Origin of the sequence: Vibrio satsumensis (genome assembly GCF_050337435.1) — a bacterium.
GTDB lineage: Bacteria > Pseudomonadota > Gammaproteobacteria > Enterobacterales > Vibrionaceae > Vibrio > Vibrio satsumensis.
Genome location: NZ_JAKJSX010000003.1, coordinates 544,733 through 570,822, shown reverse-complemented (window position 1 = coordinate 570,822; position 26,090 = coordinate 544,733). Strand labels below are relative to the sequence as shown.

The 26,090-nt window shown below is 43.6% G+C and carries 24 protein-coding genes and 2 pseudogenes; 7 read left to right on the top strand and 19 right to left on the bottom strand.

Going from position 1 to position 26,090, the window contains the following annotated elements; genetic code table 11:
* The first annotated feature begins 188 nt into the window (after positions 1 to 188).
* Positions 189 to 590 (top strand): YkgJ family cysteine cluster protein, encoded by a 402-nt coding sequence (locus L4C44_RS02730; RefSeq protein WP_146491500.1) that lies wholly within the window; start codon positions 189 to 191, stop codon positions 588 to 590.
* Between the two features lie 53 nt (positions 591 to 643).
* Here L4C44_RS02730 and L4C44_RS02725 read toward each other — a convergent pair whose 3' ends face one another.
* From L4C44_RS02725 to L4C44_RS02670, 12 genes and pseudogenes are all read right to left on the bottom strand, one after another.
* Complete coding sequence (locus L4C44_RS02725; RefSeq protein WP_428804315.1) at positions 644 to 1,045, bottom strand: NUDIX hydrolase; 402 nt, start codon at positions 1,043 to 1,045, stop codon at positions 644 to 646.
* Positions 1,046 to 1,273: 228 nt separating this feature from the next.
* Positions 1,274 to 1,654, bottom strand: coding sequence for a SpoIIAA family protein (locus tag L4C44_RS02720; RefSeq protein WP_017057365.1), 381 nt, complete (start codon positions 1,652 to 1,654; stop codon positions 1,274 to 1,276).
* 112 nt (positions 1,655 to 1,766) lie between these two features.
* Positions 1,767 to 2,270 (bottom strand): HAD family hydrolase, encoded by a 504-nt coding sequence (locus L4C44_RS02715; protein ID WP_428804314.1) that lies wholly within the window; start codon positions 2,268 to 2,270, stop codon positions 1,767 to 1,769.
* 43 nt (positions 2,271 to 2,313) lie between these two features.
* Positions 2,314 to 2,814 carry a GNAT family N-acetyltransferase gene (locus L4C44_RS02710; protein ID WP_371714967.1) on the bottom strand — a complete coding sequence of 167 codons (501 nt, stop codon included), beginning with the start codon at positions 2,812 to 2,814 and terminating at the stop codon, positions 2,314 to 2,316.
* A 39-nt stretch (positions 2,815 to 2,853) separates the two neighbouring features.
* A pseudogene (locus tag L4C44_RS02705) lies at positions 2,854 to 2,988 on the bottom strand (D-2-hydroxyacid dehydrogenase family protein); the annotation flags it as partial.
* Between the two features lie 75 nt (positions 2,989 to 3,063).
* A complete protein-coding gene (locus tag L4C44_RS02700) occupies positions 3,064 to 3,528 on the bottom strand; it encodes an ASCH domain-containing protein (RefSeq protein ID WP_428804353.1) in 465 nt (154 codons plus the stop codon).
* 225 nt (positions 3,529 to 3,753) lie between these two features.
* A complete protein-coding gene (gene glpQ / locus L4C44_RS02695) occupies positions 3,754 to 4,809 on the bottom strand; it encodes a glycerophosphodiester phosphodiesterase (protein ID WP_428804313.1) in 1,056 nt (351 codons plus the stop codon).
* 78 nt (positions 4,810 to 4,887) lie between these two features.
* Positions 4,888 to 6,261, bottom strand: a complete 1,374-nt coding sequence (gene glpT, locus L4C44_RS02690; protein ID WP_428804312.1) for a glycerol-3-phosphate transporter — start codon at positions 6,259 to 6,261, stop codon at positions 4,888 to 4,890.
* Positions 6,262 to 6,766: 505 nt separating this feature from the next.
* Positions 6,767 to 7,021 (bottom strand): DUF3297 family protein, encoded by a 255-nt coding sequence (locus tag L4C44_RS02685; RefSeq protein WP_017059204.1) that lies wholly within the window; start codon positions 7,019 to 7,021, stop codon positions 6,767 to 6,769.
* Between the two features lie 242 nt (positions 7,022 to 7,263).
* Positions 7,264 to 7,335 (bottom strand): annotated as a pseudogene (locus L4C44_RS02680) (GNAT family N-acetyltransferase); the annotation flags it as partial.
* Between the two features lie 27 nt (positions 7,336 to 7,362).
* Positions 7,363 to 7,497 carry a hypothetical protein gene (locus L4C44_RS02675; protein WP_017107965.1) on the bottom strand — a complete coding sequence of 45 codons (135 nt, stop codon included), beginning with the start codon at positions 7,495 to 7,497 and terminating at the stop codon, positions 7,363 to 7,365.
* A 23-nt stretch (positions 7,498 to 7,520) separates the two neighbouring features.
* Entirely contained in the window at positions 7,521 to 8,651 is a 1,131-nt protein-coding gene (locus tag L4C44_RS02670; protein ID WP_146491494.1) for a PcfJ domain-containing protein, read from the bottom strand.
* 235 nt (positions 8,652 to 8,886) lie between these two features.
* Between L4C44_RS02670 and L4C44_RS02665 the strand changes: the two genes are divergently transcribed.
* From L4C44_RS02665 to L4C44_RS02650, 4 genes are all read left to right on the top strand, one after another.
* Positions 8,887 to 9,309 (top strand): universal stress protein, encoded by a 423-nt coding sequence (locus L4C44_RS02665; RefSeq protein ID WP_285954168.1) that lies wholly within the window; start codon positions 8,887 to 8,889, stop codon positions 9,307 to 9,309.
* A 171-nt stretch (positions 9,310 to 9,480) separates the two neighbouring features.
* Positions 9,481 to 10,839, top strand: coding sequence for a DASH family cryptochrome (locus L4C44_RS02660; protein ID WP_428804311.1), 1,359 nt, complete (start codon positions 9,481 to 9,483; stop codon positions 10,837 to 10,839).
* On the top strand, positions 10,836 to 12,395 hold the full coding sequence (locus tag L4C44_RS02655; RefSeq protein WP_428804310.1) for a cryptochrome/photolyase family protein: 1,560 nt from the start codon (positions 10,836 to 10,838) through the stop codon (positions 12,393 to 12,395). The genes L4C44_RS02660 and L4C44_RS02655 overlap by 4 nt, the downstream gene beginning before the upstream one ends.
* Positions 12,395 to 13,135: an SDR family oxidoreductase gene (locus L4C44_RS02650; protein ID WP_428804309.1), complete on the top strand. Its 741-nt coding sequence runs from the start codon at positions 12,395 to 12,397 to the stop codon at positions 13,133 to 13,135. The genes L4C44_RS02655 and L4C44_RS02650 overlap by 1 nt, the downstream gene beginning before the upstream one ends.
* Positions 13,136 to 13,301: 166 nt before the next feature.
* Here the strand turns inward: L4C44_RS02650 and L4C44_RS02645 are convergent, their stop codons facing one another.
* The 7 genes from L4C44_RS02645 to L4C44_RS02615 form a co-directional block, all read right to left on the bottom strand.
* On the bottom strand, positions 13,302 to 14,186 hold the full coding sequence (locus L4C44_RS02645) for a PA4780 family RIO1-like protein kinase (RefSeq protein WP_146491489.1): 885 nt from the start codon (positions 14,184 to 14,186) through the stop codon (positions 13,302 to 13,304).
* Positions 14,187 to 14,279: 93 nt separating this feature from the next.
* Entirely contained in the window at positions 14,280 to 14,423 is a 144-nt protein-coding gene (locus tag L4C44_RS02640) for a DUF2256 domain-containing protein (RefSeq protein ID WP_004733920.1), read from the bottom strand.
* A gap of 274 nt (positions 14,424 to 14,697) precedes the next feature.
* A complete protein-coding gene (locus L4C44_RS02635) occupies positions 14,698 to 18,414 on the bottom strand; it encodes an SbcC/MukB-like Walker B domain-containing protein (RefSeq protein ID WP_428804308.1) in 3,717 nt (1,238 codons plus the stop codon).
* Between the two features lie 5 nt (positions 18,415 to 18,419).
* Complete coding sequence (gene sbcD / locus L4C44_RS02630; RefSeq protein ID WP_146491487.1) at positions 18,420 to 19,673, bottom strand: exonuclease subunit SbcD; 1,254 nt, start codon at positions 19,671 to 19,673, stop codon at positions 18,420 to 18,422.
* A gap of 213 nt (positions 19,674 to 19,886) precedes the next feature.
* The gene (locus L4C44_RS02625; RefSeq protein WP_146491486.1) at positions 19,887 to 20,456 is read right to left on the bottom strand and encodes a porin family protein; all 570 of its coding nucleotides are present in this window, start codon (positions 20,454 to 20,456) and stop codon (positions 19,887 to 19,889) included.
* 460 nt (positions 20,457 to 20,916) lie between these two features.
* The gene (locus L4C44_RS02620; RefSeq protein ID WP_146491485.1) at positions 20,917 to 21,573 is read right to left on the bottom strand and encodes a glutathione S-transferase family protein; all 657 of its coding nucleotides are present in this window, start codon (positions 21,571 to 21,573) and stop codon (positions 20,917 to 20,919) included.
* A 175-nt stretch (positions 21,574 to 21,748) separates the two neighbouring features.
* Complete coding sequence (locus L4C44_RS02615; RefSeq protein ID WP_428804307.1) at positions 21,749 to 22,345, bottom strand: LysE/ArgO family amino acid transporter; 597 nt, start codon at positions 22,343 to 22,345, stop codon at positions 21,749 to 21,751.
* Positions 22,346 to 22,531: 186 nt separating this feature from the next.
* Here L4C44_RS02615 and L4C44_RS02610 point away from each other — a divergent pair, with 186 nt between their 5' ends.
* Both L4C44_RS02610 and L4C44_RS02605 read left to right on the top strand, forming a co-directional pair.
* Positions 22,532 to 23,887, top strand: a complete 1,356-nt coding sequence (locus tag L4C44_RS02610; RefSeq protein WP_428804306.1) for a sphingomyelin phosphodiesterase — start codon at positions 22,532 to 22,534, stop codon at positions 23,885 to 23,887.
* 370 nt (positions 23,888 to 24,257) lie between these two features.
* Positions 24,258 to 25,976, top strand: a complete 1,719-nt coding sequence (locus L4C44_RS02605; protein WP_146491483.1) for a S8 family peptidase — start codon at positions 24,258 to 24,260, stop codon at positions 25,974 to 25,976.
* Positions 25,977 to 26,090 lie beyond the last annotated feature (114 nt).

The following is a 26,090-nucleotide window of genomic DNA, read 5'->3' as shown; positions in this document are numbered from 1 at the left end:
TGAGAGGCACAAATTGTATCACCATTTACAGGTTCGATTGGAGTGGTGGTGTATAGATAAATGGATTTTAGTCGCCGCAATTCCTCCAAGTTCCCGCCCCGTAATGACTTAACCATGAACAACAAAGTCAACGTGCCATGCCCAACAGTGGTAAAATGGTAAAAGATCACCAACTTATGAAATCGATAATGAAAGATTGTAATCAATGTGGAAAATGCTGTATCAAATACGGAGATGGTGACCTTGCCGCGACTCAAGAAGAGATCGATTTGTGGGAGCTGTTCAACCCCGACATCTTTGAATATGTTCGCGGAAGCGAGATATGGTTTGACCCAGAAACTGGCGAACGTTTAACTCGATGCCCTTTTCTAGAGCTGGTTACGACAAAAGATACCAAGGCTCAAGCCAAGTACACATGTAGCATTTACTTAGATCGACCAGAAGATTGCCGACACTATCCAAGCCTGATTAATGAGATGGTGCGAGATGAATGTGAAATGATTGAAGTGGTGGACTTGCAAGACACGAAGAAAGCTCAAAGGAAACTCGACCTGTTGATGAAAGACAGTCGCCCTTCAAGCTATTCATAAGCGATGAGCTTTTGAAGATCACTCTTCAGCATTAGCTAATAGTAGCTAAAACCTTAGGCCAAATACTGGTTCGCTTCTAACCAATCAAGCGCAACCAGTGCTGCCAATGAGCATACCGATCTGTCGTTACCATCAACAAACTTAAGTTCTTCGATTTCAGCATCCGGAGACAGTTCTCCATTATAATCAGCAATGTAGCAAGTCAATTGCACCGATACGCCTTCCGCTTTACCATCAGCTTGGCCAGTGAACGTCTCAACGTATTTGATTGAATCCGGCACTAAATCGACTGAGATCTCTTCTTTGATTTCGCGAACCAGTGCTTGTTCATCACTTTCGCCAGCTTCACGTTTACCACCCGGTAGATAGAACAGTTCTTTGCCTTTTGATCTCACCATCAACAACTTGCCATCTTTAATGAATATCCAAGCGAGCTTATCAATTACCTTATTCATGTCGTTAGACCTTATTTCTGTTTTAGTTCTCGTTATTACTGAATCTGGCCACACTATTACTCACGACCAAACAAAGCCTGAGTATGTTACACGCTGGAATGAATATACTCTATTGAATCGAATTGGAAATATCATCGCCAAAACGAAAAATGACAGCGTTTGAGACAATGCTCGTCAACTGTCATTGGCGTTGTTTACGGATTGCTTTCTAGTTGTTCGTAGATAGAATCAATCGACTAACCACTTAAGCGCAGAGTCGTGGTCTTCGAATGACTTAATCTCACCAGACACAAACCAGCTCCCTACTTTTGAAGCGAACTCTTGCCAGCTTTTATCACCATAAATCGCGATTTTGTCTATCTTCGAATTGAGCTCTAATCCCAGTTTGAAATCATCCCAAGCAGCACGTAACTCCCAACCCGTTAAGGTGGAGATGTCGACCAGCATCTTGAGTTTAGATGAATCGAGTTCTTCTAGCGTGGTATTTAGAATTGGCATCATTGCTTGATAGTCATCGTGTGTGAGTTTGCCTTTCGCTTTAAACACAACGATGGTTTCACCGCTAACACGTTCAATTCCAACTGATATTCCGTGACGTTCGATACTCATAACCTAGCCCTCATAGTGGAAACTAGAGTTAGCTTAGAGGATTAAACAACAAAGAGATGAGAGGTCGGCGTCAAAACAGACAAGCGCTTGATCTGGGCTTAATATCAGAGAATTAATTGTGTTTTTTCAACAGTTCGCTTAGAGATTGAACTTGAATGATGCTCGGATGCTCGGACTTGAGCTCAACTCCTTCCGCGTTCAACCACACCGCTTGCAAACCCGCTTCAAGTGCTGGGTAAATGTCTTTCTCTAAAGTGTCGCCTACCATGGTGACGTCTTGTGGTGAAACACCGAGCTTAGAAATAATGGCAGGATAGAACCCCGACTCGAACTTAGAAAAGCCAATACTCGCCTTACAAAAGTAACCCAAGATATATTGAGACAGGCCAACGCGCTCAAAGGCACGAATGATGTCCTCTTTACTGGAGTCGCCTGCGTTGGTGGCAACATAAACTTGATGAGTTTTCGACAATTCCGCTAATAATGCACGAGCACCACTCACTTCTTGTACGGTTTCCCAGTCACACATCTTCCCTTGTGCGTCTGGGAAATCAACCATCAGCGTATTGCCCCAGTCGAATAAGACTATTTCTGTTAATTCGATTAGCTTTTTCATCTTGCCTCCTGCATACGATGAGTTACCTAGCGTTTAAGTGATCCTATAAAAATTTCTCGATAAGGATTTCGTCAAAGTACTGATCGCCAATCTTACCGTGTTTCTTAGCCGTTCCGACGATGTCAAAACCTTGCTTAAGATAAACCGCTAAAGCACGCTCGTTGTCTGCTCGTACATAGGCAAACAGCTTTTCATAACCTTTGGCTTCTGCCGCTTTGAATGTGTAATCAAACAACTGTTTTGCAACGCCCTGTCCACGGCTATTAGCATCAACATAAGTACCAATAATACCAACATGATCAAATGCTTTGGTGTAACTAGCAAATGGTTCTACATTCTGAAAACCAAGCAGCTGGTTTGTCGTTTCGTTGACGGCAACACTAAACACACCGCGCTCAGGGAACGACTCAATAAATGCCTTTTCTTCATTAACAGTAAAAGTCTGATCCAAGATCGTATAACGCGCTTCGATGATGATTGGATTCAATACATCAATAATGCCTTGCGCATCATCTATCGCGACTGCTCTGATTTTTAAGCTCATACTTCTCTACCTTTTTATAACTTGGGGCAGATTCTATCTCTATATGCCATCCCTTTGATAGGACAGAATGTTGTCGAAAGCGATATCAAAGTAGAGTTCGTAGCTATTTTGTTCAACATAGCCTAAATGCGGGGTCGCAGTGACGTTTGCCAAGGACAATTGCGGTTCGGCGTCTAGCTATCTTGCTTTAGTCAGAGATAGCCAAAGTGCCATGTCTCGAGATTCAATATGACACTCAAGGTGGCTTTACTATTGATAAACCACTTTGAAGCGTTCAAGTACGAGTAACATGTCTTCAGTTGGCGCAATTTTGAGCTCTTCACATTCTCGTGAAAAGAAGTTCCAGTGAGCATCTCTCCACCATTCTAGTGTTTTATCACCCTCACCTTCTGCGGCAGCAAACTCAGCGGTCACTTCGTTGTATTTGCACAGCGACACCGAGGTTACCTCGACAAGGCAAACTGGTTTGCCATTCCAATCAGTGACGACTTGCAAATGTCCCACGACAGGCATAACTTCTCCTTCATGGCTGTACCAATATTCAAGGCTGCAAGACGCCTGTTTTTCACCTTTGAGAATTAACTGGGCACATAGGTTGGCATTGTATTCGTCAGCACAGTAATAGTCGGAACTAAAAGAGGTGTATTGCGAAGCAATGTCCGCTGGTAATGTGTTGAGGTAGCTATCGAGGTAAGCTTTGCTTCTTTCTTCCATGATGTGTCCATTTTCAATATTCGTTTCAGCCAGAAGCGCTACATATTGAGCACCTGACTGCATTGCGCGTAACCTATCAAGGAGTGTAAACGGTGTAAACCAAGTAACGATTAAAGTGTGTGCTAAGAGTGTAGATTTAATGCAGGATTGTTAGATCAAAAAAAGAGCTAAAAACACCTTCAGGCAGTGCTTTTAACTCTTTGTATTTTATTGTGGATTAACCAATTAACGGTTTAAGAAGTCGACCGCTTTGTCTGGGAAATCGGTAAACACCCCGTCGACTTTCACTTGGTTATAAAACACATCCAACATGCCATCGAAGTTATCGACATAACCTGGAATTCGGCCTGGATCAGCGCGGAATGTGTATGGGTGAACATCTAAGCCTGCATCTTTGGCAGATTTCATTAATGGTTTAATGATGATGTTCTCTTTGGTCGATGCATCGTCCACCAACATTGGCTTCCAAGGGCCTATTCCTTCTGCATAAGTCGCAACTTTTTCCATACCACCCGCTTCAAACATCCAGTCATAACTGTATGGCGTTGCTTTATCGCCCTTGTAAGTCATGGTTTCGTTCCAGTCTGTATAGGCCATCAACTGAACAAGCTTAAGATCCATCTCCATCGCCGGCATGAGTTCATCATTTATGCGCTGAAGTTCATTAGCATCGAAACACTGTAAATACACTTTGTCATCTTTCGATAGGTAACCATATTGCTGTAATGTGGCTAGTACCGCTTTAGATATGTCTTTGCCTTCATGGCGATGGAACCAAGGTGCTTTAATTTCAGGATAGATACCTACGTCATAACCTAAGGTCTTATTTAACCCTTGGATCAGTTCGATTTCTTCTGCAAAGGTAGCGACACGGAAATCAGACTGCCACATTGGGAAGCGCGTTGGGTACCCTACCACTCTGTTACCTTGTTCATCTAGGTTAAAGCCTTCGGTCACTTTCAGGGATTTGATCTCTGCAAGCGTAAAATCAATTGCGTAGAAGCGACCGTCTGCACGAGCGCGTGTTGGAAAGCGGTCAGCGACATCTGTTACTCGATCTAGATAGTGATCATGTAACACCACCAATTGGTCGTCTTTGGTCATTACGACATCTTGTTCGATGTAATCGGGTTTCATCGCATAAGCCAGCGCTTTGGCGGGTAATGTGTGTTCAGGTAAATAACCAGAAGCACCGCGATGAGCAATCACTAAAGGCTCAGCGAACGCTTGTGCAGATAAGCTTAGTGCTAATAAGGTCAGAGACAGTGACGTTGTTTTCATTATTGTTTCCCTTGATAAAACAGAAGCAGGATATACCTGCCTCTGTCGTTTATTAGTCGATGTGGTTTTGTGAATACACTATTGAGTTAGCGCTTCTTTTTCACGTTCGAGGCTTTTCTCTTTATGGTGCTTACGCTCACCAATAAATGCGTATACCAAACAGATGATTGAAGCGACACAAGCGCCAACCAAGATAGTGAAACCACCATCCCATCCATAATGGTCAACCATGAAGCCAAGTACTGCGTTTGCTGCAACTGCACCACCTAAGTAACCGAATAGACCGGTTAGGCCAGCCGCTGTACCCGCAGCTTTCTTAGGAGCAAGCTCAAGTGCGTAAAGGCCGATTAGCATTACAGGGCCGTAAATTAAGAAACCAATCGCAATTAGAGCCAACATATCAACCGTTGGGTTACCTGCTGGGTTAAACCAGTAAACCAATACTGCGACAGTCACTAGCACCATGAACAAGATACCTGCAGGCGCACGGCGACCTTTGAATAACTTATCTGAGATCCAACCACACAATAGCGTGCCCGGAATACCTGCCCACTCGTATAAGAAGTAAGCCCAAGATGATTTATCTACAGAGAAGTCTTTCGCTTCTTTTAGATAAACAGGAGCCCAATCAAGTACACCATAACGAATCAGGTAAACGAACGCGTTTGCGATAGCGATTGACCACAACAGCTTGTTATTAAAGACATACTTAAAGAAGATCTCTTTTGCTGTCATCTCAGTTTCGTGAGACTTGTCGTAATCATCTGGGTAGTCATTTTTGTGCTCTTCAATTGGAGGTAGACCACAAGACTGAGGCGTATCTCTTACTGTGAACCAAACAAAAATAGCAACGAGAGTGGCAAAAAATGCAGGAACATAAAAAGCGGTTCGCCAATCGTCATTGAAAGCCCATAGACCCAACAGGAACATTGGACCAATTAATCCACCGCCCACGTTGTGAGCAACGTTCCATACTGACACTATCTCGCCACGCTCTTTACGTGACCACCAGTGCACCATGGTTCGTCCACAAGCCGGCCAGCCCATACCTTGGAACCAACCATTCAAGAACAACAGAATAAACATCGCAGTAATGCTGCCTGTAGCCCATGGCATAAAGCCAAAGCAGAACATCACTAGCGCCGACATTAACAAGCCACCGCTGAGGAAATAACGAGGGTTAGAACGGTCAGAAACACTGCCCATTAAGAACTTAGATAAGCCGTAAGCGATAGAAACCGCCGCTAATGCAACCCCTAGTTCTCCGCGGCTAAAACCTTGTTCAATGAGATAAGGCATCGCCAAACTAAAGTTTTTTCGGACTAAGTAGTACCCCGCATAGCCAACGAAGATGCCGAGAAACAGCTGCCATCGTAGTCGTGTGTAGGTGCTATCGATCTTATCTGATGACAAGCGATCGATATGCGCCATAGGTTTGAATATTCCAAACATAGGAACCTCATAATTATTGGGCGAAGGAAGAATTAAAATGCTCGAACGAAAAAATTTAGCGCTCATTCGAAATCAAGGGAATTGTATGTGCTTCAGGATTAATTTCTGTGATAGAGGTAGTCATTAACAAAAAATAACTTTAAATACAGCATATTAGTTTCATTTAATTAGACTACGCTTCATATTTTTGTTTGTATCTGCTTGATTAAACATCAGAACTTTCGAGAGTGAACAAACCAAAAAAGAGCGAGCGAACACAAATCAACCAACAACAAATTTATTATTCCTGCGAATGCATAGTGAATACCGAAAATTTTGGTTAAATCTGTGGAGTTAAAAGGGTGATTTGGGCTATTGGTTAAAGAAATTCACCAAAATCAACGCAAACAAAAAGGGTCTAGATTTCTCTAGACCCTTTTAGGTAATAACACTTGGTGACTTAATGTTGACTGATTAGACAAACATTAGCTAATTACATGAAGTATTAACTAGCCACACGAAGTGATTATGCGTCGATGTAAAAAGCTTCTACAGTGCCTTTTAGAGTAATAAGCATTGGCTGACCAAAACGATCTAGCGCTTTTGGAGAAGGGATCTTAACCCAACCTTCGCTGATGCAGTATTCTTCAACATCAGTACGCTCTTTACCATTTAGACGAATGCCGATTGGGTATTCGAAACACTCAGCAACGTGGTGTGGGCTGCGTGGGTTACCTGCAAGATGATCTGGTAAAGCTGGTCTTGAATTAGTATCGCTCATGTTCATTACCTGTATGTACGTAAATAAAAAAAGTGCGTCATTCTAGTCAATATAGGCTTTGTGCTCAACAACTGCTGCAATAAATCGTATTGATAGGTCTAATCAACAGCTAGTTGTTTGATTTAAAGGCGATATCGGCATGAGTTTCAACGAAAATTTAACAGTTTTATGCGTTATGGATGAAAGGGAGAGCTTCATTACTCGAACGGCAGATAACCTAATATCAGGCTTTTATTCCGAGCTTATCGATTAAGCTCAATACTCATCACTTTATGGTTAGGTTCTGATTCGATATCGACGACTGACCAACCTAGCCTTGGTTTATATCAGTGCAGATAAAGCTACTCTTCTTCTTCGTAACTGTCTGCTGGGTCTTCATTGATTTCTTCGCCACAGCCTAAGCACTCCGCTTGCAAATCCGTTGGCATGACAATAATCAAACCACAATGCGGGCAAAGATCACCTTGTTGAAACATCCTGTATTCCTTCTACTTCATGGCTATTGCTTAGGATACTTTTGCTTACTCGCTTCTAACCAATCATGAATAACTTGGCGAGCGGACTCCGATGGCGGAGCATTTCGCTTTCCGCAGATTTGATCAATTTCAAACGGAAATACTTTGCTCGGAACGCGGCGTAAACCTATGGTTAAACGCTGAGGTTTAAGCATGCGGAACACCACATAACGATCGCTCATGATTCGGTTGTGATACACGCCAATACAGTGCTTCTGCTCTATGCCTTCGTGTTCAAGGTCGTAATAATCCGTGAGCGGGTGAATGTTGCCATTACCGAGTAAAGGAACTGGATAAGGGATGTCTTTATCCATTGGGCGATTCCCCTCCAAACGACGTAATTGTCGTTGCTCCGTCCAGCGATCATGGAGTTGTTCAAACATAGCAAAAGAGTTCTGACTGGTAATGGCTCGCAGTGGGTCATCCATTTCCAAATCTTGCCCTAGCAATATCGCATCTTGGAACATCGCCATCTTCGACGGTGCATTAAGTCTGCCCTCTTCCACCATTGCAATTCCTAATCGACTGCCGGTTAGAAATGGATGAACTTGGTCCAAACGCAGGGCTGTGTATCCAACTTTTGAGTAATGCTTAAATTTAAGAACTCGTCTTTGCAACGGTTCGAGAATACGAACAATGTGGTCAAGCTCATCACCAACATTGTAATGCAATTCTAGCTTGTCGATGAATTTGAGTGTCGCTTTGCTGCTGTCTAAGCCCAACTTGGCAAGGATCTTCTTCTGCCCTAAGCGACTTAGTGCCAATGCTTTCTTGTTGTCGACGCTGTATTTCATGCAGATAAGAGCCAAAATAACAGGCCTTAGTTCAAGTAGCTGTGCAGCTTCGTAAGTGTTCGCAGCTAACCACAACATTTGGTATTGATATTCAGGAAAGTCATCGGTGATTTCACGATAACGAGCAGGCAACGAATCTAGCCAACGACCATTCACATCAAACTGCTCAACGAGGTTTAGGCTAAGTCCAATCCCCCCATCAAGCGGTCGTCTACCATCTTCGAACACATGAAAGCCGACGAGCTTTTGAGACCAATCTAGGATCTCAATATCGTAGTCAAAACCTAATGTTCGAGTGGGAATGGTTAGTAGTGCTGTCATTGATGCCTCTTCGTTATTGGCGCATTGAACTATCAAGCCTATCTAAAAGCATAAGCTAACGCTTCAACAACTATATCAACCTTTTGTAAATTTCTTATCAATCAAAGCGATATAAATACGATGGTCCTTAGAAGAACATTGAATGATGATTTTACGCAATATGAGATCTCTTCGATATCATTTGTGTTAACACGAACTATGCTTGTTACATAACTCACAACAAGAGGCTTTAATTATGGATTACCGACATATTCTGGTCGCACTTGAATTGTCTGACGACACCAAGATTCTCATTGATAGAGCGACCTTCTTCGCTGATAAACTGGAGGCTGGCATTTCATTTGTTTATATCGATGGAACGCATGGGGAGATTTATCCTGAACTCGTTGATATTCAAGGAAATGACGGTGATTTACCCATCAATGAAGATGCCGTTAAGCATTTGAAAGAGTTTGAGGCCTACGCTAAACACCCAATCAAACACATTTTCGTGGGTACCGGCGATTTGAACGATAAGCTCAAAAATGTCATCGAAGCAAACGGCATCGACCTATTGCTATGTGGTCATCACCATGATTTCTGGCATAAGCTCATATCCCATTCTAAACAAATCATCGATACGTCTCCTATCGATATTCTCGTTGTTCCTATGGAATAGCTGCTGCAGCTCGACTCCTAAAATCATCATGCATTGCCAACCTCTATCGGTATTAGTGGTTGGCTTGATATCCCCTTATCCCTGCTATTGTCCACTCAGAGTATCCATTTGTGATCTTGTCAACCTATCAACTCGTAAGCGTCTAATAATTAACAATTCACGAGTGTAAGCATGAAAAAGGTTGGTCTCTATCTTTTTACAAATGACTTAAGAATCAACGACAACACACTACTTCATCGGGCATCGCAGCTCGTCGATGATCTACTATGCGTCGCCATTGAACCAAAGCTTTCTACTTATTCTGTTCGACTTTCACAAGAACAGGAAATCGGAGCGCATCGTCACCTTTTCATTAAGCAAGCTATAGATGATTTAGCCTTGAGTTTGGCGCGTCTTGGACAGCGCCTTTTTGTGTTAGACCAAAATACTAATGAGAACTTAGTTCAAATCATCAAAACTCAGCACGTGACACACGTTTTTGTCAGTTCACATTGTGCCCATGACGAGCGAGAGCTAGTAAAGGATACGCTAACGCAGTGCCCTGATTTACTCATCTCTCAGCAGCATCACACTACTCTGTTTGAGAGTGATATGTTCCCCTTCGAACTTGCCAAGCTACCTCGTTCGTTCACTAAGTTCCGCCTTCAAGTTGAACGGCTAGAGATTGAGATAAAAGAGAGCGTGATAACGTACCTGCCACCATTACCTCAAACCGCGACTGACTCTTATAGAGAGCCGATACTTGAATTGGATGATTCAATAACAGGCGACTATGTAGGCGGCGAAACGGCAGCGTTAACCCACTTAGAAAACTACTTTTCACATGACTATGCTGGAACCTACAAACAGACGCGAAACGCATTAGATGGCATAGAGAACTCAACTAAGTTTTCGCCATGGCTAGCATTAGGGTGTGTTTCGCCAAAAACCATTTACCGCCACTTAAAGCAATTCGAAGCGCATCGTGGCGCGAACGATTCTACCTACTGGATTTATTTTGAGTTGTTGTGGCGTGAATATTTCTACTGGAAGTGTTTAACGCTGGGGACGTCACGTTTTGGTCGAGAATCTAGTGATCTGTCCAATGAACAATTGCTCGATACCACTGCGGGATCAAGCTTCGCCAAATGGAAAAGCGGCAACACCAATTATCCCATCGTTGATGCCTGCATGCGCCAGCTTAACGCAACGGGTTATATGTCTAACAGAGGCAGACAGCTGGTCGCGAGTTGCTTGATTTATGAGCTAGATATTGATTGGCGCCACGGTGCTGCTTATTTCGAAAGCCAACTCATCGATTACGATGTGGCGTCGAATTGGGGTAATTGGGCTTATATCGCTGGAACGTTGAATCCACAGGCTCCCCAGAACGCCAACAAACAATGTGTAACCCACCAATCACAATCTAAATCCCGCCATTTCGATCTCGTTAAGCAGACAGAGATGTATGACCCGGAACATACATTTATCAAAAAATGGCACCGAGAAGACGAGGCTTCAGCGTCAATTCGATATCAGGACGTAATATGAAATACAAAACTGTACGCCTAATTTTAGGTGACCAACTCAATATCCAGCACTCTTGGTTTCAACAGGTTGATGACGAGGTCATTTATATCATCGCTGAACTTGAGCAAGAGACTGACTACGTTACATCGCACATCCAAAAGGTGGCAGCTTTTTTCTGTGCGATGGGTTACTTCGCTGACGAACTGACACAACAAGGTCATCAAGTACTCCACCTTACTCTTGACGATACCACGCAATTTGAAAACCTAGATGCACTCCTAAAGCATTATGTACACGAATGCAGCGCAGAAAAATTCGAATATCAAAGGCCAGATGAATATCGCCTTTTAGAGCAGATGAACAAGCTAAAGCTCACTAATGCGACTAAAGGTTGTTGTGATACGGAACACTTCCTCTTTCCATTCGAAGAGATAGAACAACAGTTTCCGAAAGACAAACACATCATGATGGAACACTTCTATCGCCGAATGAGAAAGCGCTTCGACATTTTGCTAGAAGACGGAAAGCCAGTTGGCGGCAAATGGAATTACGATGCGAGCAATCGAAAGAAACTCAAGAAACAAGACATTGAAATCCTGCCTCAAACTCTGATGTTTACCAATGACATAACAGACATTTTGCAGCGAATAGAACGCCACCAAGTGCAAACCATTGGTCAAGTCGGTAACAAGTTACTATGGCCGGTGAACCGAGCACAAAGCTTGTCTCTGCTCGCTCATTTCTGCCAAGTCTGTTTACCGTTATTTGGGCAGTTTCAAGATGCGATGACTACAGAACACGACTCTAAGTGGAGCCTGTATCACAGTCGCATTTCGTTCTCACTAAATAGCAAACTGCTCAGCCCTAGAGAAGTCATTGATGCGACACTCTCCGCTTATCACGCCTCTTCAAAGCAAGGCGCTACCACTATCGATATCGCACAGGTCGAAGGGTTCGTTCGTCAAATATTGGGTTGGCGAGAGTACATACGCGCCGTCTATTGGGCGAACATGCCTACTTACGCCAACAAAAACCATTATTCAGCAAACAACAACTTGCCCCATTACTTTTGGGACGGACAGACCAAGATGAACTGCATGAAGCATGCGATTGACCAGTCTCTTGAGTTTGCTTACGCGCACCACATACAAAGGTTAATGATCACTGGCAACTTCTGCTTAATCACAGGCATCGACCCTGACCAAGTAGACAGTTGGTACCTTGGTATTTACGTCGACGCGATTGAGTGGGTTGAAATGCCAAATACGCGAGGTATGGCACTGTTTGCGGATGGCGGGATCGTCGGAACCAAACCATACTCTGCCAGCGGTTCTTACATCAACCGCATGAGCGACTACTGCAAAGGCTGTCACTACAAGATAAAAGAACGCAGCGGAGAGCAATCTTGCCCTTTCAATAGCTTGTACTGGCGCTTTATGAACCAGCACCGCGATGCGTTAAACCGTAACCCACGCATGGGCATGTTATATCGCTCTTGGGACAACATGAATGAACAAGACCAACAAGCGATACTCGAGATCGCAGAACAACGAATCACAAACTTGGAGAATTTATAATGGTTGAGCAACTCAGATTACACATTTTGGTGGTCGGTGGGAGTGGCGGCATCGGTTTCGCTGTGGTTAAACACCTATTATCTGAGCTGTCTCGGTTTGATTTTCTTGATGTGCATGTAGACGCGACTTACCACTCTCAACAGCCGGAACTTGAAAACACTCGCTTGAAGTGGCACAAAGTCGACGCCACCAACGAAGCTGATATCAAGTGTTTGAGTTCTGAGTTTGAACAACTTGATTGGTTGATAAACTGCGTGGGTATGCTTCACACTCCAGAGCTTGGTCCGGAAAAGAACCTTGCGTCCATTGACCCTGAGTTTTTCCTAAAAAACATCTCGGTGAATACTCTGCCCAGCTTATTATTGGCAAAACACTTCACGCCGATTCTTAAAACGAGCGACAACCCAAAGTTTGCCGTGGTTTCCGCAAAGGTGGGGAGTATTTCAGATAACCGATTAGGCGGCTGGTATAGCTATCGCTCATCGAAAGCTGCCCTCAACATGTTCATCAAAACCATGTCGATCGAATGGCAACGCACCATTAAGAAAGGTACTGTGTTAGCGCTACACCCAGGCACAACAGATACTGCTCTGTCGAAGCCTTTTCAGACCAATGTCCCTGAAGATAAGTTGTTTGAGTCGAGCTACGTCGCCCATCAATTAGTCGATATCATTCGCACTGCGACACCCGATAAAAGTGGGCACTTCTACGCGTACGATGGCGAGCAGTTGAGTTGGTAGTGAGGAATGCCAATCGCTTGCTTTGATGAATGGTAAAATTTGATGAGTGCTAAAAAAGAAAACCCAACAGAGTGGTGCTCTATTGGGTTATTTTTTAGAAAGAAGGCATCAGTTATTTAAGACGTATGGCTGCTATTTAGCTAACGATCAAAACTGATCATCACGATTACTCAGCCCAGTTGAACTTGCTGTCGTCGACGCCTTCTTTTTCTTCTTTAGCTCGCTCGCGTCGGTGTTGTTCTTCAACTCGCGCAGCGTCAATCTCTTGCATGATTGCATTGATGTCGGCCAAATCGTCGCTTTCTGTAAACTCACCCGTTAGTTTGCTATCGGGCTTTAAGTCGCCTTTCTCGTAAAGCGCCCACATTTCCTTGGCATACTCGGTTTTCGCCAATTCAGGAGCAAACTGAGCGTAATAATCACGGATATTATTGATATCACGAGCCAGCATCCACTCGGCATTGTTGTTCGCCGAAGCATCAACCGCTTGAGGTAAATCTATGATCACCGGACCGTACTCATCGACCAATACGTTGAACTCAGACAAGTCACCATGGATCAAACCAACACACAGCATTTTAACCACATAGGTCATCATCACTGCGTGATCTTCGATCGCTTGCTCTGCCGACATCACGACATCGTTCAAACGTGGTGCTACATAGCCTTCGTCATCAGTAACCAGCTCCATAAGCAGTACGCCATCAAAGCAACCATAAGGCACAGGTACACGAACGCCCGCTTCTGCCAGTTTATACAAGGCATCCACTTCAGCGCTTTGCCAAACCTTTTCTTGTTGCTCACGACCAAAGCCAGAGCCTTTTTCCATCGCTCGAGCACGGCGACTATTTCGGACTTTTCGGCCTTCACGATACGCGGTCGCTTTTTTGAAGCTGCGCTGGCTTATTTCCTTATATACCTTGGCACAGCGGATCGTATCGCCGCAGCGCACAATGTACACTGATGCTTCTTTGCCACTCATTAATTGGCTTGTCACCTCGTCGACTAAACCATCGTCAACTAAGGGCTGTATTCTTTTAGGTATCTTCATGCCGCCTTTATACATTAGTTGTCTTACAGATAGAAATATTAACTTAAGAAATGAATGACGAAACTATTAACGTGTTGTAAAAACGAACAGAAATTACGCCAAAGTTGTCTTATGACGACGGCAACGTTCAGAACAGTAAATCACGTCATCCCAACAACGTTGCCACTTTTTACGCCATGAGAAAGACTTTTGGCAAATAGGACATGTCTTAGTTGGTAAATGAGGCTTCTTGTGCATGGCCGTTTCCTTTTTGACGAGTTCACTTCCCGCGTCTACTAGTGATTCCCTATTACGTTCGTTCCTCACTCTAGGGAATGACGAAGGTAATAAGAACAAATCTAAAGTCCCTACTACGTTCGTAACTCACTTTAGGGAATAGCGGCAGTTACTCTAATCATTCTTTACTGCAGAACGTGACGGCGGAGTGATTGATAACAGCCCCGAAACTCCGTCATCCTCGAGAAGGAAACACGACTGAGTCAGGGGCTGTTTATCCGCATCTATATCAAGACTAAGCAACAACCTTGTACTGCTTCTCCATCTCACTCACACCTAAGCCAGAGTGTTTTGTTACTTTAAGCTGAACAGGCACTCGCTCTTTCAGTGCTTCAACGTGACTAATGACGCCAATCATCTTGCCTGATGCATTCAAATTATCGAGCGCGTTTAGGGCAATGTCCAATGTGTCGCTATCAAGCGTGCCGAAACCTTCATCCAAGAACAAAGAATCAATACTGGTTTTGTAGCTCACAAGATCAGAAAGCGCTAATGCCAACGCCAAGCTCACCAAGAAGCTTTCGCCACCTGATAACGTTTTAGTGTCACGCATAACATCACCCTGCCATGTGTCCAGCACTTGCAGTTCTAAGCCATCATCGGCTTTACGTTTTAGTTCGTAACGACCATGCAAACGCTGCAGCTGCTTGTTCGCAAGGTACACCAAATTTTCCAGCGTTAGACCTTGGGCAAACTTACGGAATTTGTCGCCGTTCTTAGAACCAATAAGTGAATTCAGGCGTGAAATATCATCAAAGTCGACCTGTTGCTCGTCTATTTGCTTGAACAGATCTTGCTGGTTGCTGCGGTTCTGGTTATCCGTTTCAAGATTGGCAGAAATCGCGCCGATCTTTGTCGCATGGCTTTGTTGTGCGTTTTGGCATTCAGTTGTCGCAAGTTCAACTTGCTGTTGGTCTTGCTCTTGCCATGCTTTAGCATTTGCGTGGTTTTGTAGTTCCACTTGCGTCGCTTTAGCTGTATTCAACCTAGCTTGCGCACTGACAATCGCTTCGTCTAAAGACTTCTTCAGGCTTTGAAGTTGAGTTCTAACCTCTTCGTCTAACAACGCTGCTTCAAAATTAGCTTCATCTTCGAATGGGCTCGTTTTCAGCGATTCTAACCAGGCATTCGACGTTTGTGTGTAACTTGACTGCTTGCTGGTCAACTCTTCAGAGAAGCTAATGTGTTTGGTTTGCTCAGTTCGATGTTCAAGTTCGCAACGGTTAAGCACTAACTGCGAGGCATCAAATGCATTTACCGCTTCAGTAACTTTTTGCTTCATCGCATTGCTGGTGGCGTGAATGTCTTTGTCACCAAACAACTCTGCCCTTTCAGCACCAATACGAGTCAGTTCTGACACTAGAGACTCGCTCTCTTGCGTCAGTGTCGCGAGCTCTTTCTCAACACTGTTTAGCTTGTCATCTAAGGTTTTCAATTCGGCGTGTTGAGTGATTAGTTGCTTCTCAATATCGGCCTGTTGCTGTTTAGTTTGCTGCCATGTGCTTGATGCTTGCAATTTCGCAGTAAACCAATCATCGATATATTCCAGCTCAGGCGCTTCGATAGCCGTTTGAACAATATTCTCTTTCAAAGAGCTCCATTGCTGCTCTTTCGCTTGAGCTATCTGAGCCACTTGCTCGTTAGTGCTGTGATTTTGCTTATTCAGATCCGCTAAGCGTTGCTCGGCCAACTCAAGGTTAGATTGCGCTTTGTCAGCCATAACACTCACCGATAAGCGTTGTTTCTCAGCTTCGGCATAGTGCGTTTTAGCATTAGCCAACGCTTTGAGTTGCTGCGATCTCTGATTCAGTTGAAGTTCACACTGCTGAGCAAAGGTCGCAACCGTAGCTTCATTGCCTAAATCGTTAATCGTTAGTATCGCTAGTTCTGGAACCGTGCCAACGAAATCCGATAAGCTCTGTTGAAGTTTGTCGACAACGCCTTGCCAATTCATTTGAGCTTGCTGAATATCCGCTTGCGCACGTTGAATGTCATCGTTAAGTGCCGCAATCATAGGGGCAAGAGAATCTAACTGCTGACGATGCTCTTGGCCTTCTTTTTTGATGGCCGTTAACTCTAGGTTTTCCGTTTCTTTTTGAGCAACCAAATTTGCAATATCTTGCGACTGCTCAATCGAATGGTCTGTTGAACCACACAGTGGGCACTCAGAGCCTGATTCTAGAGCTGCACGGTATTTCGCCAACTCGCCTTCTTGATCAATCAAACGTGTTAATCGCTCAAGCGAAGTCTCTTTCTCTTTATATCGCTCCACCAACACTTCACGTTCTTTCGAAAGCTTGTCGACCAACTGAGTGTTAGTTTGATGTGCCTGCGTTTTTGCATGCAGCTGTTGCTGGGCATTTAGGAAACCACGATTGATCTCAAGTAATGAGTGCGTATGGCGATTCCAAAACTCCAATATATCTTTTTGCGAATTCAACACTTGTTCGCTGGTGTTGCCTTGCAATGCTTCCCACTGTTGCTTTGCACTACTCTCTAGCACAACCAATTCAGCTAAAGTTTTATCTTGCGTTGCTTTAGCTTCTTGCGCAGATTTGATGATCGTTTGCTGTGCATCAACCGCTGACAAAGCTTGCTTCGCTGAGTTCAACTGTTCTGCATGCTGACGCTCTAGAGTACGAACTTGCTCTACCTTTGCTTGCCACTGACCTAGGTATTTTTCCAGATGTTGGTCAGCTTGATGCGTATTTAGGTACTCAGTGCTAAGTTGATCTTGTTGCTTCAGTGCATCTAGTTTTTGGACCAAAACGACCGGTTGATTACGCAGCTGCGCGTGTTGTTCATTCAGCGTATTCGCGGCGTTAACCGCCGAAGCTTTCTTGTCTTTAAGTACCGACATTTGATTGTCGAGTGGGCGGACTTGTTCAATGATCTTCTCTTGATCTTGTTGCTCGGCTTTAACGTTTTCAACCGCTTCGCTACTTTGAGCCAGCTTAGTTTGGGCATCTAACTTCTCGGCCTCGCGTACTGCAAGCAACTTAGTACTGTTATCTAGGTTAATTTGCGTAAGATTGAGCTCATGCTCGCAGCGTTTTAGGTCTTTGTGCAGCGGTCGCAATTTCTCAGCCGGTTCGCTGTTTGCCAAACGCTCTAGTGAAGGTTGATTACGGTCTAGTTCATCTTGAGCTGTTTTGAGATCGTGCTCACTGGTAGCAATAGTTTGCTCAGCTTTAGTCACGTCTTTCCACCAGCTTAGATGCGCTTGCCACTCTTTTAACTGCTCGGCTAAACGTTTCTGTTCAGTTTCTAACGTGTCACGCTCTGTTGTCAGCTCTTGAATCTGCTCATCAGACAATAAACTTACACCTTCGGCTTTCGCTTTCAGGTGGTTAAGTGACTCTTCACTTGACTTAAAATGATCGTATATACGCTCAGAGATCAGGCTATAAACTTCGGTTCCAGTCAGCTCTTCAAGTAGCTCTGCACGGTCGTTAGCATTGGCATTTAAGAAGGCCGCAAACTCACCCTGAGACAACATTATGGATTTAGTGAAACGTGAAAAGTCTAAACCTGTTACCTGCTCCACCAACTTGGTTTTCTTGGTCAACATGGTCTCTAAGACTTTGTCGGTATCAGCATCGGCAAATTCACACGTTGGCGTCTGTAATGCGCCATCGTGTTTTCCGCGCGCTCGCTTTTGATGGAAGTTAGAACGGTACGTTTTGCCCTGCACTTCAAATTCAAGCTCGGCGAAACACTCACCCGTACCGCGAGTCATCAGCTCGTTATTGCCCTTCGCTATGCTTTTCAAACGAGGCGTGCGGTGGAATAGCGCTAAACAAATCGCATCCAGAATTGTGGTCTTACCCGCACCTGTTGGACCCGTAATAGCAAACAGGCCGTTTTCTGCGAACGGCGATTGAGTAAAATCGAGCTTCCAACGCCCTTTCAAAGAGTTCAGGTTTTCAAATTCTAGGCTTAAAATCTTCATACTGGTTACTCTTCTACTTTGTTCGGCGCTTGAGCGCTATCAGACACTTCAACCATCACTTGTTTAAACTTCACCGTCATGCGCTCTAAACGCGCTTTTTCAGAATCGGTTTCAAACTCTTCTAAGGCAATACGCTTGCTAAATACGTCCATCGGGCTCAGTTCAGATAAGGTTTCTGCCGACTCTTGCTCTAATGCTTGATTGCGACGTTCTCTTGCTCGGCGTAATTGAAGTACTTCCACATTCAAACCTTCGGTTAATGCGCGCACACGCTCTTGTAGATCCGACAAGTAATCTTGCGCTTGCACTTCTATCGATAACCACACGTTTTGTTCGCTATCTAAACCTATGTATTGGTTCAGCTGAGATTCAACCTCGCTCAAGTCACCTTTGATTTCGGCTAGGGGTTGGAACGTTGGAACTGGCAATTGAGAAATCGTGCGCTCACCTTCAACAAACTCAACTAGACATACCTGCTTTTGAGATTTAAGTTCATCAAAGCTTAATGGGATTGGAGAGCCTGAATAACGAATGTATTCACGCTTTGCCACCACTTGTGGGCGGTGGATATGACCAAGTGCAATATAATCGGCATCTGGGAAGCCATCAGCGGCGAAACCATCAAGGTTGCCGACATAGATGTCGCGTACCGAGTCCGATTGTTGAACCCCCATCGCCGTTAAATGACCAGTAGCGATGATCGGCATGTGCTCGCTGTTTTCAAACGTCGCACGTTTAGCAACCGCCGCATCATAAACACTTTGGTAGTGCTGTTTGATCGCATCGCCGAGTTGTTTTTGGCGCTCAACGCCGGTGACACCCGCCTGACTGGTCAACACATCGCGTGGGCGAATAAAAGGAATGGCGCAAACCAGCGCTTCTACATCGCCGTTTTTACCTTTTAGTTCGACAACCTGAGTCGCATGATCTTGGTTGGTATTAGGAATCACGTCTGCGCCCATATATTTGAGCAGCTGTTGTGTCTCTTTAAGCACAGACACCGAATCGTGATTTCCACCTAACAACACCAATTGACAGCCGATCTTGTTCGAATCGACCACGAACTTGTTATACATCTCACGAGCGTAACTCGGCGGTGTGCTGGTATCAAAAATATCGCCAGCAACAATGATCGCGTCGATGTCGTTCTCTGTAACTTGCTCAAGTAACCATTGTAAAAACCGTTCATGTTCATTCTTACGGCTTTTATTGTAGAAGTTTTGGCCAAGGTGCCAATCGGACGTGTGAAGAATCTTCATTGCTGCTCACTGGAAGTCTGTAATACCTTTAATCTACCAAAATAGTCGAGATAATTCCCTTTTATAAGCTTGTGAAAACCAACTAATTTCAGGCTTTAGAGCAACTCCGCCCATAGCGTGACCAATCGTTATTTTTGACATAAAAAAACCGCTCAACGTTAGAGCGGTTATAGGTGTCCATGACATTAGCTGTAAGTTATTTCACAGGGGTCATTAAAAATTGTACGAAGCACCCAGAGTTACAGTGCTAAACGCGACATCACGACTTGCCAGTCTATTACCATTAGGGCCGAAGAATTCGATATTTACAGCGTCTGCTTGTGAGATCAAACGTAATGTTAGGTTTTCTACTGGCGTGTATTCAACACCAATACCGAAATGAAAGCCGGCACCAGAATCATCATCAAAAGAGCTAGCGTTGTTTGAGTTCAAATCTACGTAGCTCAAGCCCGCTAGTACAAATGGACGAATTGAGTTATCAAAGGTGTAGCCTAGGTTTGCTGCAACAGAAAGCGATGTTGGTGAAAACACCTTAGTACCAAATGATTCATAGTCAGCATAATCCGTGTAGCCAAGTTCGATACCTACAATGCGGTTAAATTGGTAGCCACCGTAAAGGCTGTACCCCATGCTTTCAGCATCTAGACTGCCTGCGCCGTCAGTGTCTGAGTCTTGATACACACCAAGGCCTGCGCCAATGTATGGACCGCCCTCGATACCAGCAGCAAGTGTAGGAAGTGAAACTAAGCCAATTAGGCCCAATAGAAATGATGATTTAAGCATGAAAATACCCTTTTTAGTTTGTTCCACAGTACCGTTCATCAACTATCAATAGGTTTCCGACACTATTCCAACGGTTGCGATACTGTTTAAAATAAATTATTCAAGCGACTCCTAACAAACAATAAAACACTGTTCATTTGTGAGGTGACAGAGAAATTAACACGATACTTTTTATTCACCAAGCGAATAGTTAAATAATTTATCAGCATCTTATTTATGAGACACAATAAGAAAAACAGATGTAAAACGAAGCGCACCCACTATATTACGACCATTAAAGTCGATTTAAATCAACAGGTTAGAAAGCTATCAATCTTAAAAGTAGCGTTTATATACATCAGCTATACCTTCCTCATAAATAAAAAACTCACGCTATCGATTAATAGGGTGAGTTTTATTTTCCAGAAGACTTATTTAGAACAACCTGCTATTAAAATATATTTAAATTTATTCCATGTTATTAACAAACTTCTGTAAGACTAGCCAAATAGTTATTCGTTAAATAGAAGCCACTGAACTTCTCAATAAAGTCCGCAGGAACAGTTTTATCGGTCAAGCCAGATTCAATCAGCGCCGCTTGCCACTTCTGTACTTTCGGGAAGCCTTCAAGCATGTCAAAACCTGAGCCCTCTTTGATTACTGATGCTCGGTGTAACAGTGGTAGCCAAGCGATGTCAACGTTAGAGATGTAATCGCCTTTAAAGAAGACGCTATCACCCAATTTATTCTCGGCTTTTTGGAAGGATTTTTGAAGAATCGCTAAACGCGTCTCAAAGGTTTCTTTATCTTTACTACCCATCGTTCCGCATTGTGGCATGTAATGTTTGCTTGCCTGATAAGACCAAGCGCGATCTAGTGCTTTTTGCTCGGCAGACACCTCTTCTATTGGCGCATACTTATCATCTAAGTATTCAACAATTGCATCTGATTCAAAAATAACTGTGTCATTTTCTGTAATCAATACTGGCACTTGTCCGTTTGGCGAAATATCTAGGAACCATTGAGGTTTATTATTTAGCTCAATGTATTCAATTTCAAATGGGACATTTTTCATTACTAAAGCACCCATTACACGTTGAACGAATGGGCAGTTTTTAAAGCTAACAAGTTTAATCATGGTTGACTCCGAATTAGGTCATTATTTTCTATTCATACCCCTAAGACGAACGCCAAAACCGAAAGACGAAAAATAATTCCATTTTTGTGGAAATAATTAAATACGAAGGCAACTAAAGGCAGTCACTTTAGGTAGGAACTTTAGATAATATGTTTGAATGCCTAATTACTAGCGGCTAAACGATCAAAGATATTGCAATAGACGCCATGATCATGCCAACGAAAAATTCCAACACCTTCCACGCTCTAGGGTTCTTAAACATTGGAGCCAAGAAACGTGCGCCATATCCAAGTGAAAAGAAGAACACAAACGACGCCGATACTGCACCAGCGCCAAACAACATTTGATTAGGTTGATATTGCGTTGAGATAGAACCCAGCAATACCACAGTATCCAAATACACATGCGGATTAAGCCAAGTAAACGCCAAACACATCGCAATCGCTTTGGTTAACGAGTCTTTGGTTTCAGTAGTGGCTTCTAAGGCGTGGTTTTCGGTAAATGCAGAGCGGAAGCTTAAGAATGAGTAGACACCCAAAAAGATAGCGCCGCCATAACGAGCGAGCTGCTCAATTTGTGGGAACTGTTTAACGATTGCGCCAAAGCCTGTAACGCCGAAGCTAATTAGTAAGGCATCAGAAATGGCACATACAGCACAAACTGCCAATACGTGTTGATTCTTAAGCCCTTGCTTTAAAACAAATGCATTTTGAGAACCGATTGCAAGAATCAGCGAAAGCCCAAGGGAAAAACCAGCAAAATAAGTCGTCATAGAATGTACTTCGAATCGGTTAGAATAATCATAAGTTACTATAAAATAGCGTAATTTTTCATAAAATATACAATATGATCACATACGTGTTACACAGCACAAAACCAAAACCCTCAAATTGCAACTGAGTGCATATCAAGGCTATTTTCTGATTTCGATTTTAGGAATGTAATCAAAGGAAGAAACATGATCAAAAAGCTGTGTTCAACACTGATACTTTGGGCAATAGCCAGCCAAGCACTCGCAACATCACTTTACTATATAAACCGTACCGACAAACCCATATTAATAAACTTTTCTATAGATTCCAGTACGCCCGTAAGTAACGGTTACCAATATAGGCTTACTACAAATAACTTAGTTATTTGGCCTTATCAAAAAGCTAAAGTAGCTGATTTTAATCGATACTATGGGCTTGTTAATGGCGCAACGTATGACTACTTCCTAACAATTTCACGATTAACAAACGAAGGTACTTGGGCACGTAAGCCACAAGAACCTGTAAGTCAACTTAAGTTGGTTGGTCACGGTTCAGGCTCAACGTTGTCTTATGGGTACAAAGATCAAGGGATGGTGACCGACTACAACCCATATATTCTTCATCGATATAACCAAGATGGATATCACTCTGAGTTCGGTGTTAAGGCTATATACACGTCAGGCTTTGACGACGTTGAATTTGTAGTCTCAGAACATACGATCAATGATTTTGATCAAGACCCAAATACCTTGAACGTTGGCTCATATAATCTATGGATGCTCCCCGGTGTATCATCAAACATTACAAGTCGTGCAAGTGTCTTGGACCACACTCTCTCCGGATATGACGTACTCACACTTCAAGAAGCTTTTTCTTCAGACCGAGAGGTCCTATTCAACGCTCTAGCAGAGGAATATGCATTTAGAACAGAGGTGGTAGGAGGTGGCACTAGTGCGATGTACGACGGAGGCGTGGTCACTTTTAGTCGCCATCCAATTATTGAAACCGACAGTATAGTTTTTGAACACTGCTCTGGGACGGATTGTTACGCAGATAAAGGCGTCGTCTATACCAAAATCGACAAAGATGGTCAGATATATCATATATTTAACACGCACCTAGCATCATTCAATACGCCTGCTGCCAAAAGACTAAGACGCTTGCAGCTAGGGCTGATGCGAACCTTTATGCTGACTAAAGGCATACCTTCCAACGAAGCAGTTATCTATGCTGGAGACTTCAATATCGATAAAAATAGCGACTTCGTGGAATACCTGCTAATGCTAGCTACGTTGGATGTTGATCCTCCAGAATTCAAAGGCTACACCAATGCAACCTTTGATCCGACGATTAACCCGTATGCCGCTTATAAGTATTCAGGTGGTGCTGATGTAGAGTATCTGGATTACGTTTTTGTTAGCAGAATGCATAGACGAGCAACAAGTAATAATAATACGGTCAAGCTTCATCAAAGGTTGAGCTCTGACACTTGGGGAAGTTGGCACCTTTCAGACCATTTTGCCGTCAACGGAAACTTTGAATTTGGCTCTCACGACGACTAACGTCCTTGATCTTGGCTCTTTCAAAAGCACTTCAATGCTGAATGAGAGCCAAAACCACCCCCTGCAATTAACAAACTAATCATTTGATTTTAAACGTTTTTAATTCCAACTCTTAATTTTATAAATATTGCTTTTATTAATAGAATTTAGCTCAAACTTTGAGACTTTAAAATCAATCACAGTGAGATCTTCCTACCATTTCATTGATCAAACGAATGATACAAGTCTGATTGCATATTACCTTTTGACTGCTTTTTGAGCGGGCATTTCCCTCTCACAGAACTGACTGCGTGTTTTCATAAAGCTTCGCTGAAGAGTCAGTTCTAGTGGCACAACTATTTAGTCGCACAATGATAAGGATGCAACACACATGAATCACGGACAAAGACTCACCACGCTTGCTTTGGCTATTATGGCTTCGGCTCACGTATCAGCTACAACTCTGAATGAGAGTAGCCCAGAGCCACAACCTGCCAACTCACCTTTCATCCAAGATGTAAAAGGGACAATTGTTGAGGATTACTCGCGAGAAACTATCCAGCCTTCATTTTTCTCGATGAGAATGATGAGCAACGCTGATGAACAACGCGGTGATTGGTTTAACTTAACAGCAAGCTACACAAGAATTCAGGGTGTGGGTTCTGATGTGGTATATGACTACTTGATGCCTCCTCTTCAACCACAACCTGTCATCGTTGCCGTTCTTGATTCGGGTGTCGACGTTGAACACGAAGACCTCAAAAACAAGCTTTGGACCAATGAAGGAGAGATCCCAGACAACGGTATCGATGATGATGGCAATGGCTACATCGATGATGTTCATGGTTGGAATTTTCTTGGTAACTCATTAGGCATTAACGTTGACCAGGACACGCTAGAAGTCACTAGAGAATACAAAAAGTACCTTGAGTTAAAAGAGAACGGACATTGGATTCCGCGTAAGAAACGTAAGTACTATCAAGGTGTTGAATCCGATTACTTGTCATCTCTAAAAGATGACCAAGATGCGTTGAATCGTGTAACAACAGCAACTGACCAAGCCAATGAGTTCAAAGAACAGATTCTTCAGTTCGTCGATCAAAAAGACTTTTCTACTAACGGTTTAAAAACACTATTGGATAGCGAGAACGCTAGCGTTGTAACCGCTGCTGAAGGGCTTTTGAGTCTGTTTGATTCATGGTATTCATTTGAATATCTGGAATCACGTCGTAGCCGTTACCAAGACTCTCTGGATTTCCATCTCAACCTAGATCTCGATACGCGTGCTGACATTGTTTGGGACGACATCAACAATCCTTGGGAAAAAGGCTACGGCAACAACGATGTAAAAGGCCCTGTCGGTTCGCACGGTACACACGTTGCTGGAATCATCGCTGCTGAACGCGGCAATTTTATTGGTATTGATGGTGTGGCGGATCATGCTCAGATCATGGCGGTACGTATGGTGCCAAATGGCGATGAGCGAGACAAAGACATTGCTAACGCAGTGCGCTATGCCGTCGATAATGGTGCTAAGGTCATTAACATGAGCTTCGGTAAAAGCTACTCGCCACGTAAGTACATCGTCGACCACGCGTTTCGCTATGCTGCGCGTAAAGGTGTGCTAATTGTTCACTCTGCGGGGAACAGCCGCAACGATAATGACATCAAACCAAGCTTTCCAAACCGCTACGCTAAGCACTACCGCTCAAAGCCTATTTCAACATGGTTAGATGTGGGTGCATCAGCGAAATACGCCGACGAAACATTAGTGGCGAGCTTCAGTAACTTCGGTCAGAAATCGGTTGATGTATTCGCACCTGGGTACCGCATTTTATCAACCACTCCGGGGAACACTTACGGTTCGAAAAGTGGCACAAGTATGGCTGCACCAGTGGTTTCCGGTGTCGCGGCCTTGGTTTGGTCACGCTACCCTGATTTGTCAGTCAAAGAGCTCAAGGCAATGTTGATGGGCGAATCGAAAGTCTACCCTGAGCTGCTTGTTAACAAACCATCTAGCCCTGAAGATTTGGTTCCGTTCAGTACCCTTTCTATCTCAGGAAGTGTTGTGGATGCTGAAGCCATTTTCGCGGAGCTAGAAACTCGCTAACGCTTTAGCCATTATCGTTACCTATTAAAAAGGTTGCTCAGAGCAACCTTTTTTTTACAACAGCAAAACAGAAGTACAAGTCATCGAGATACACCCCGCCCGTCATTCCCTACA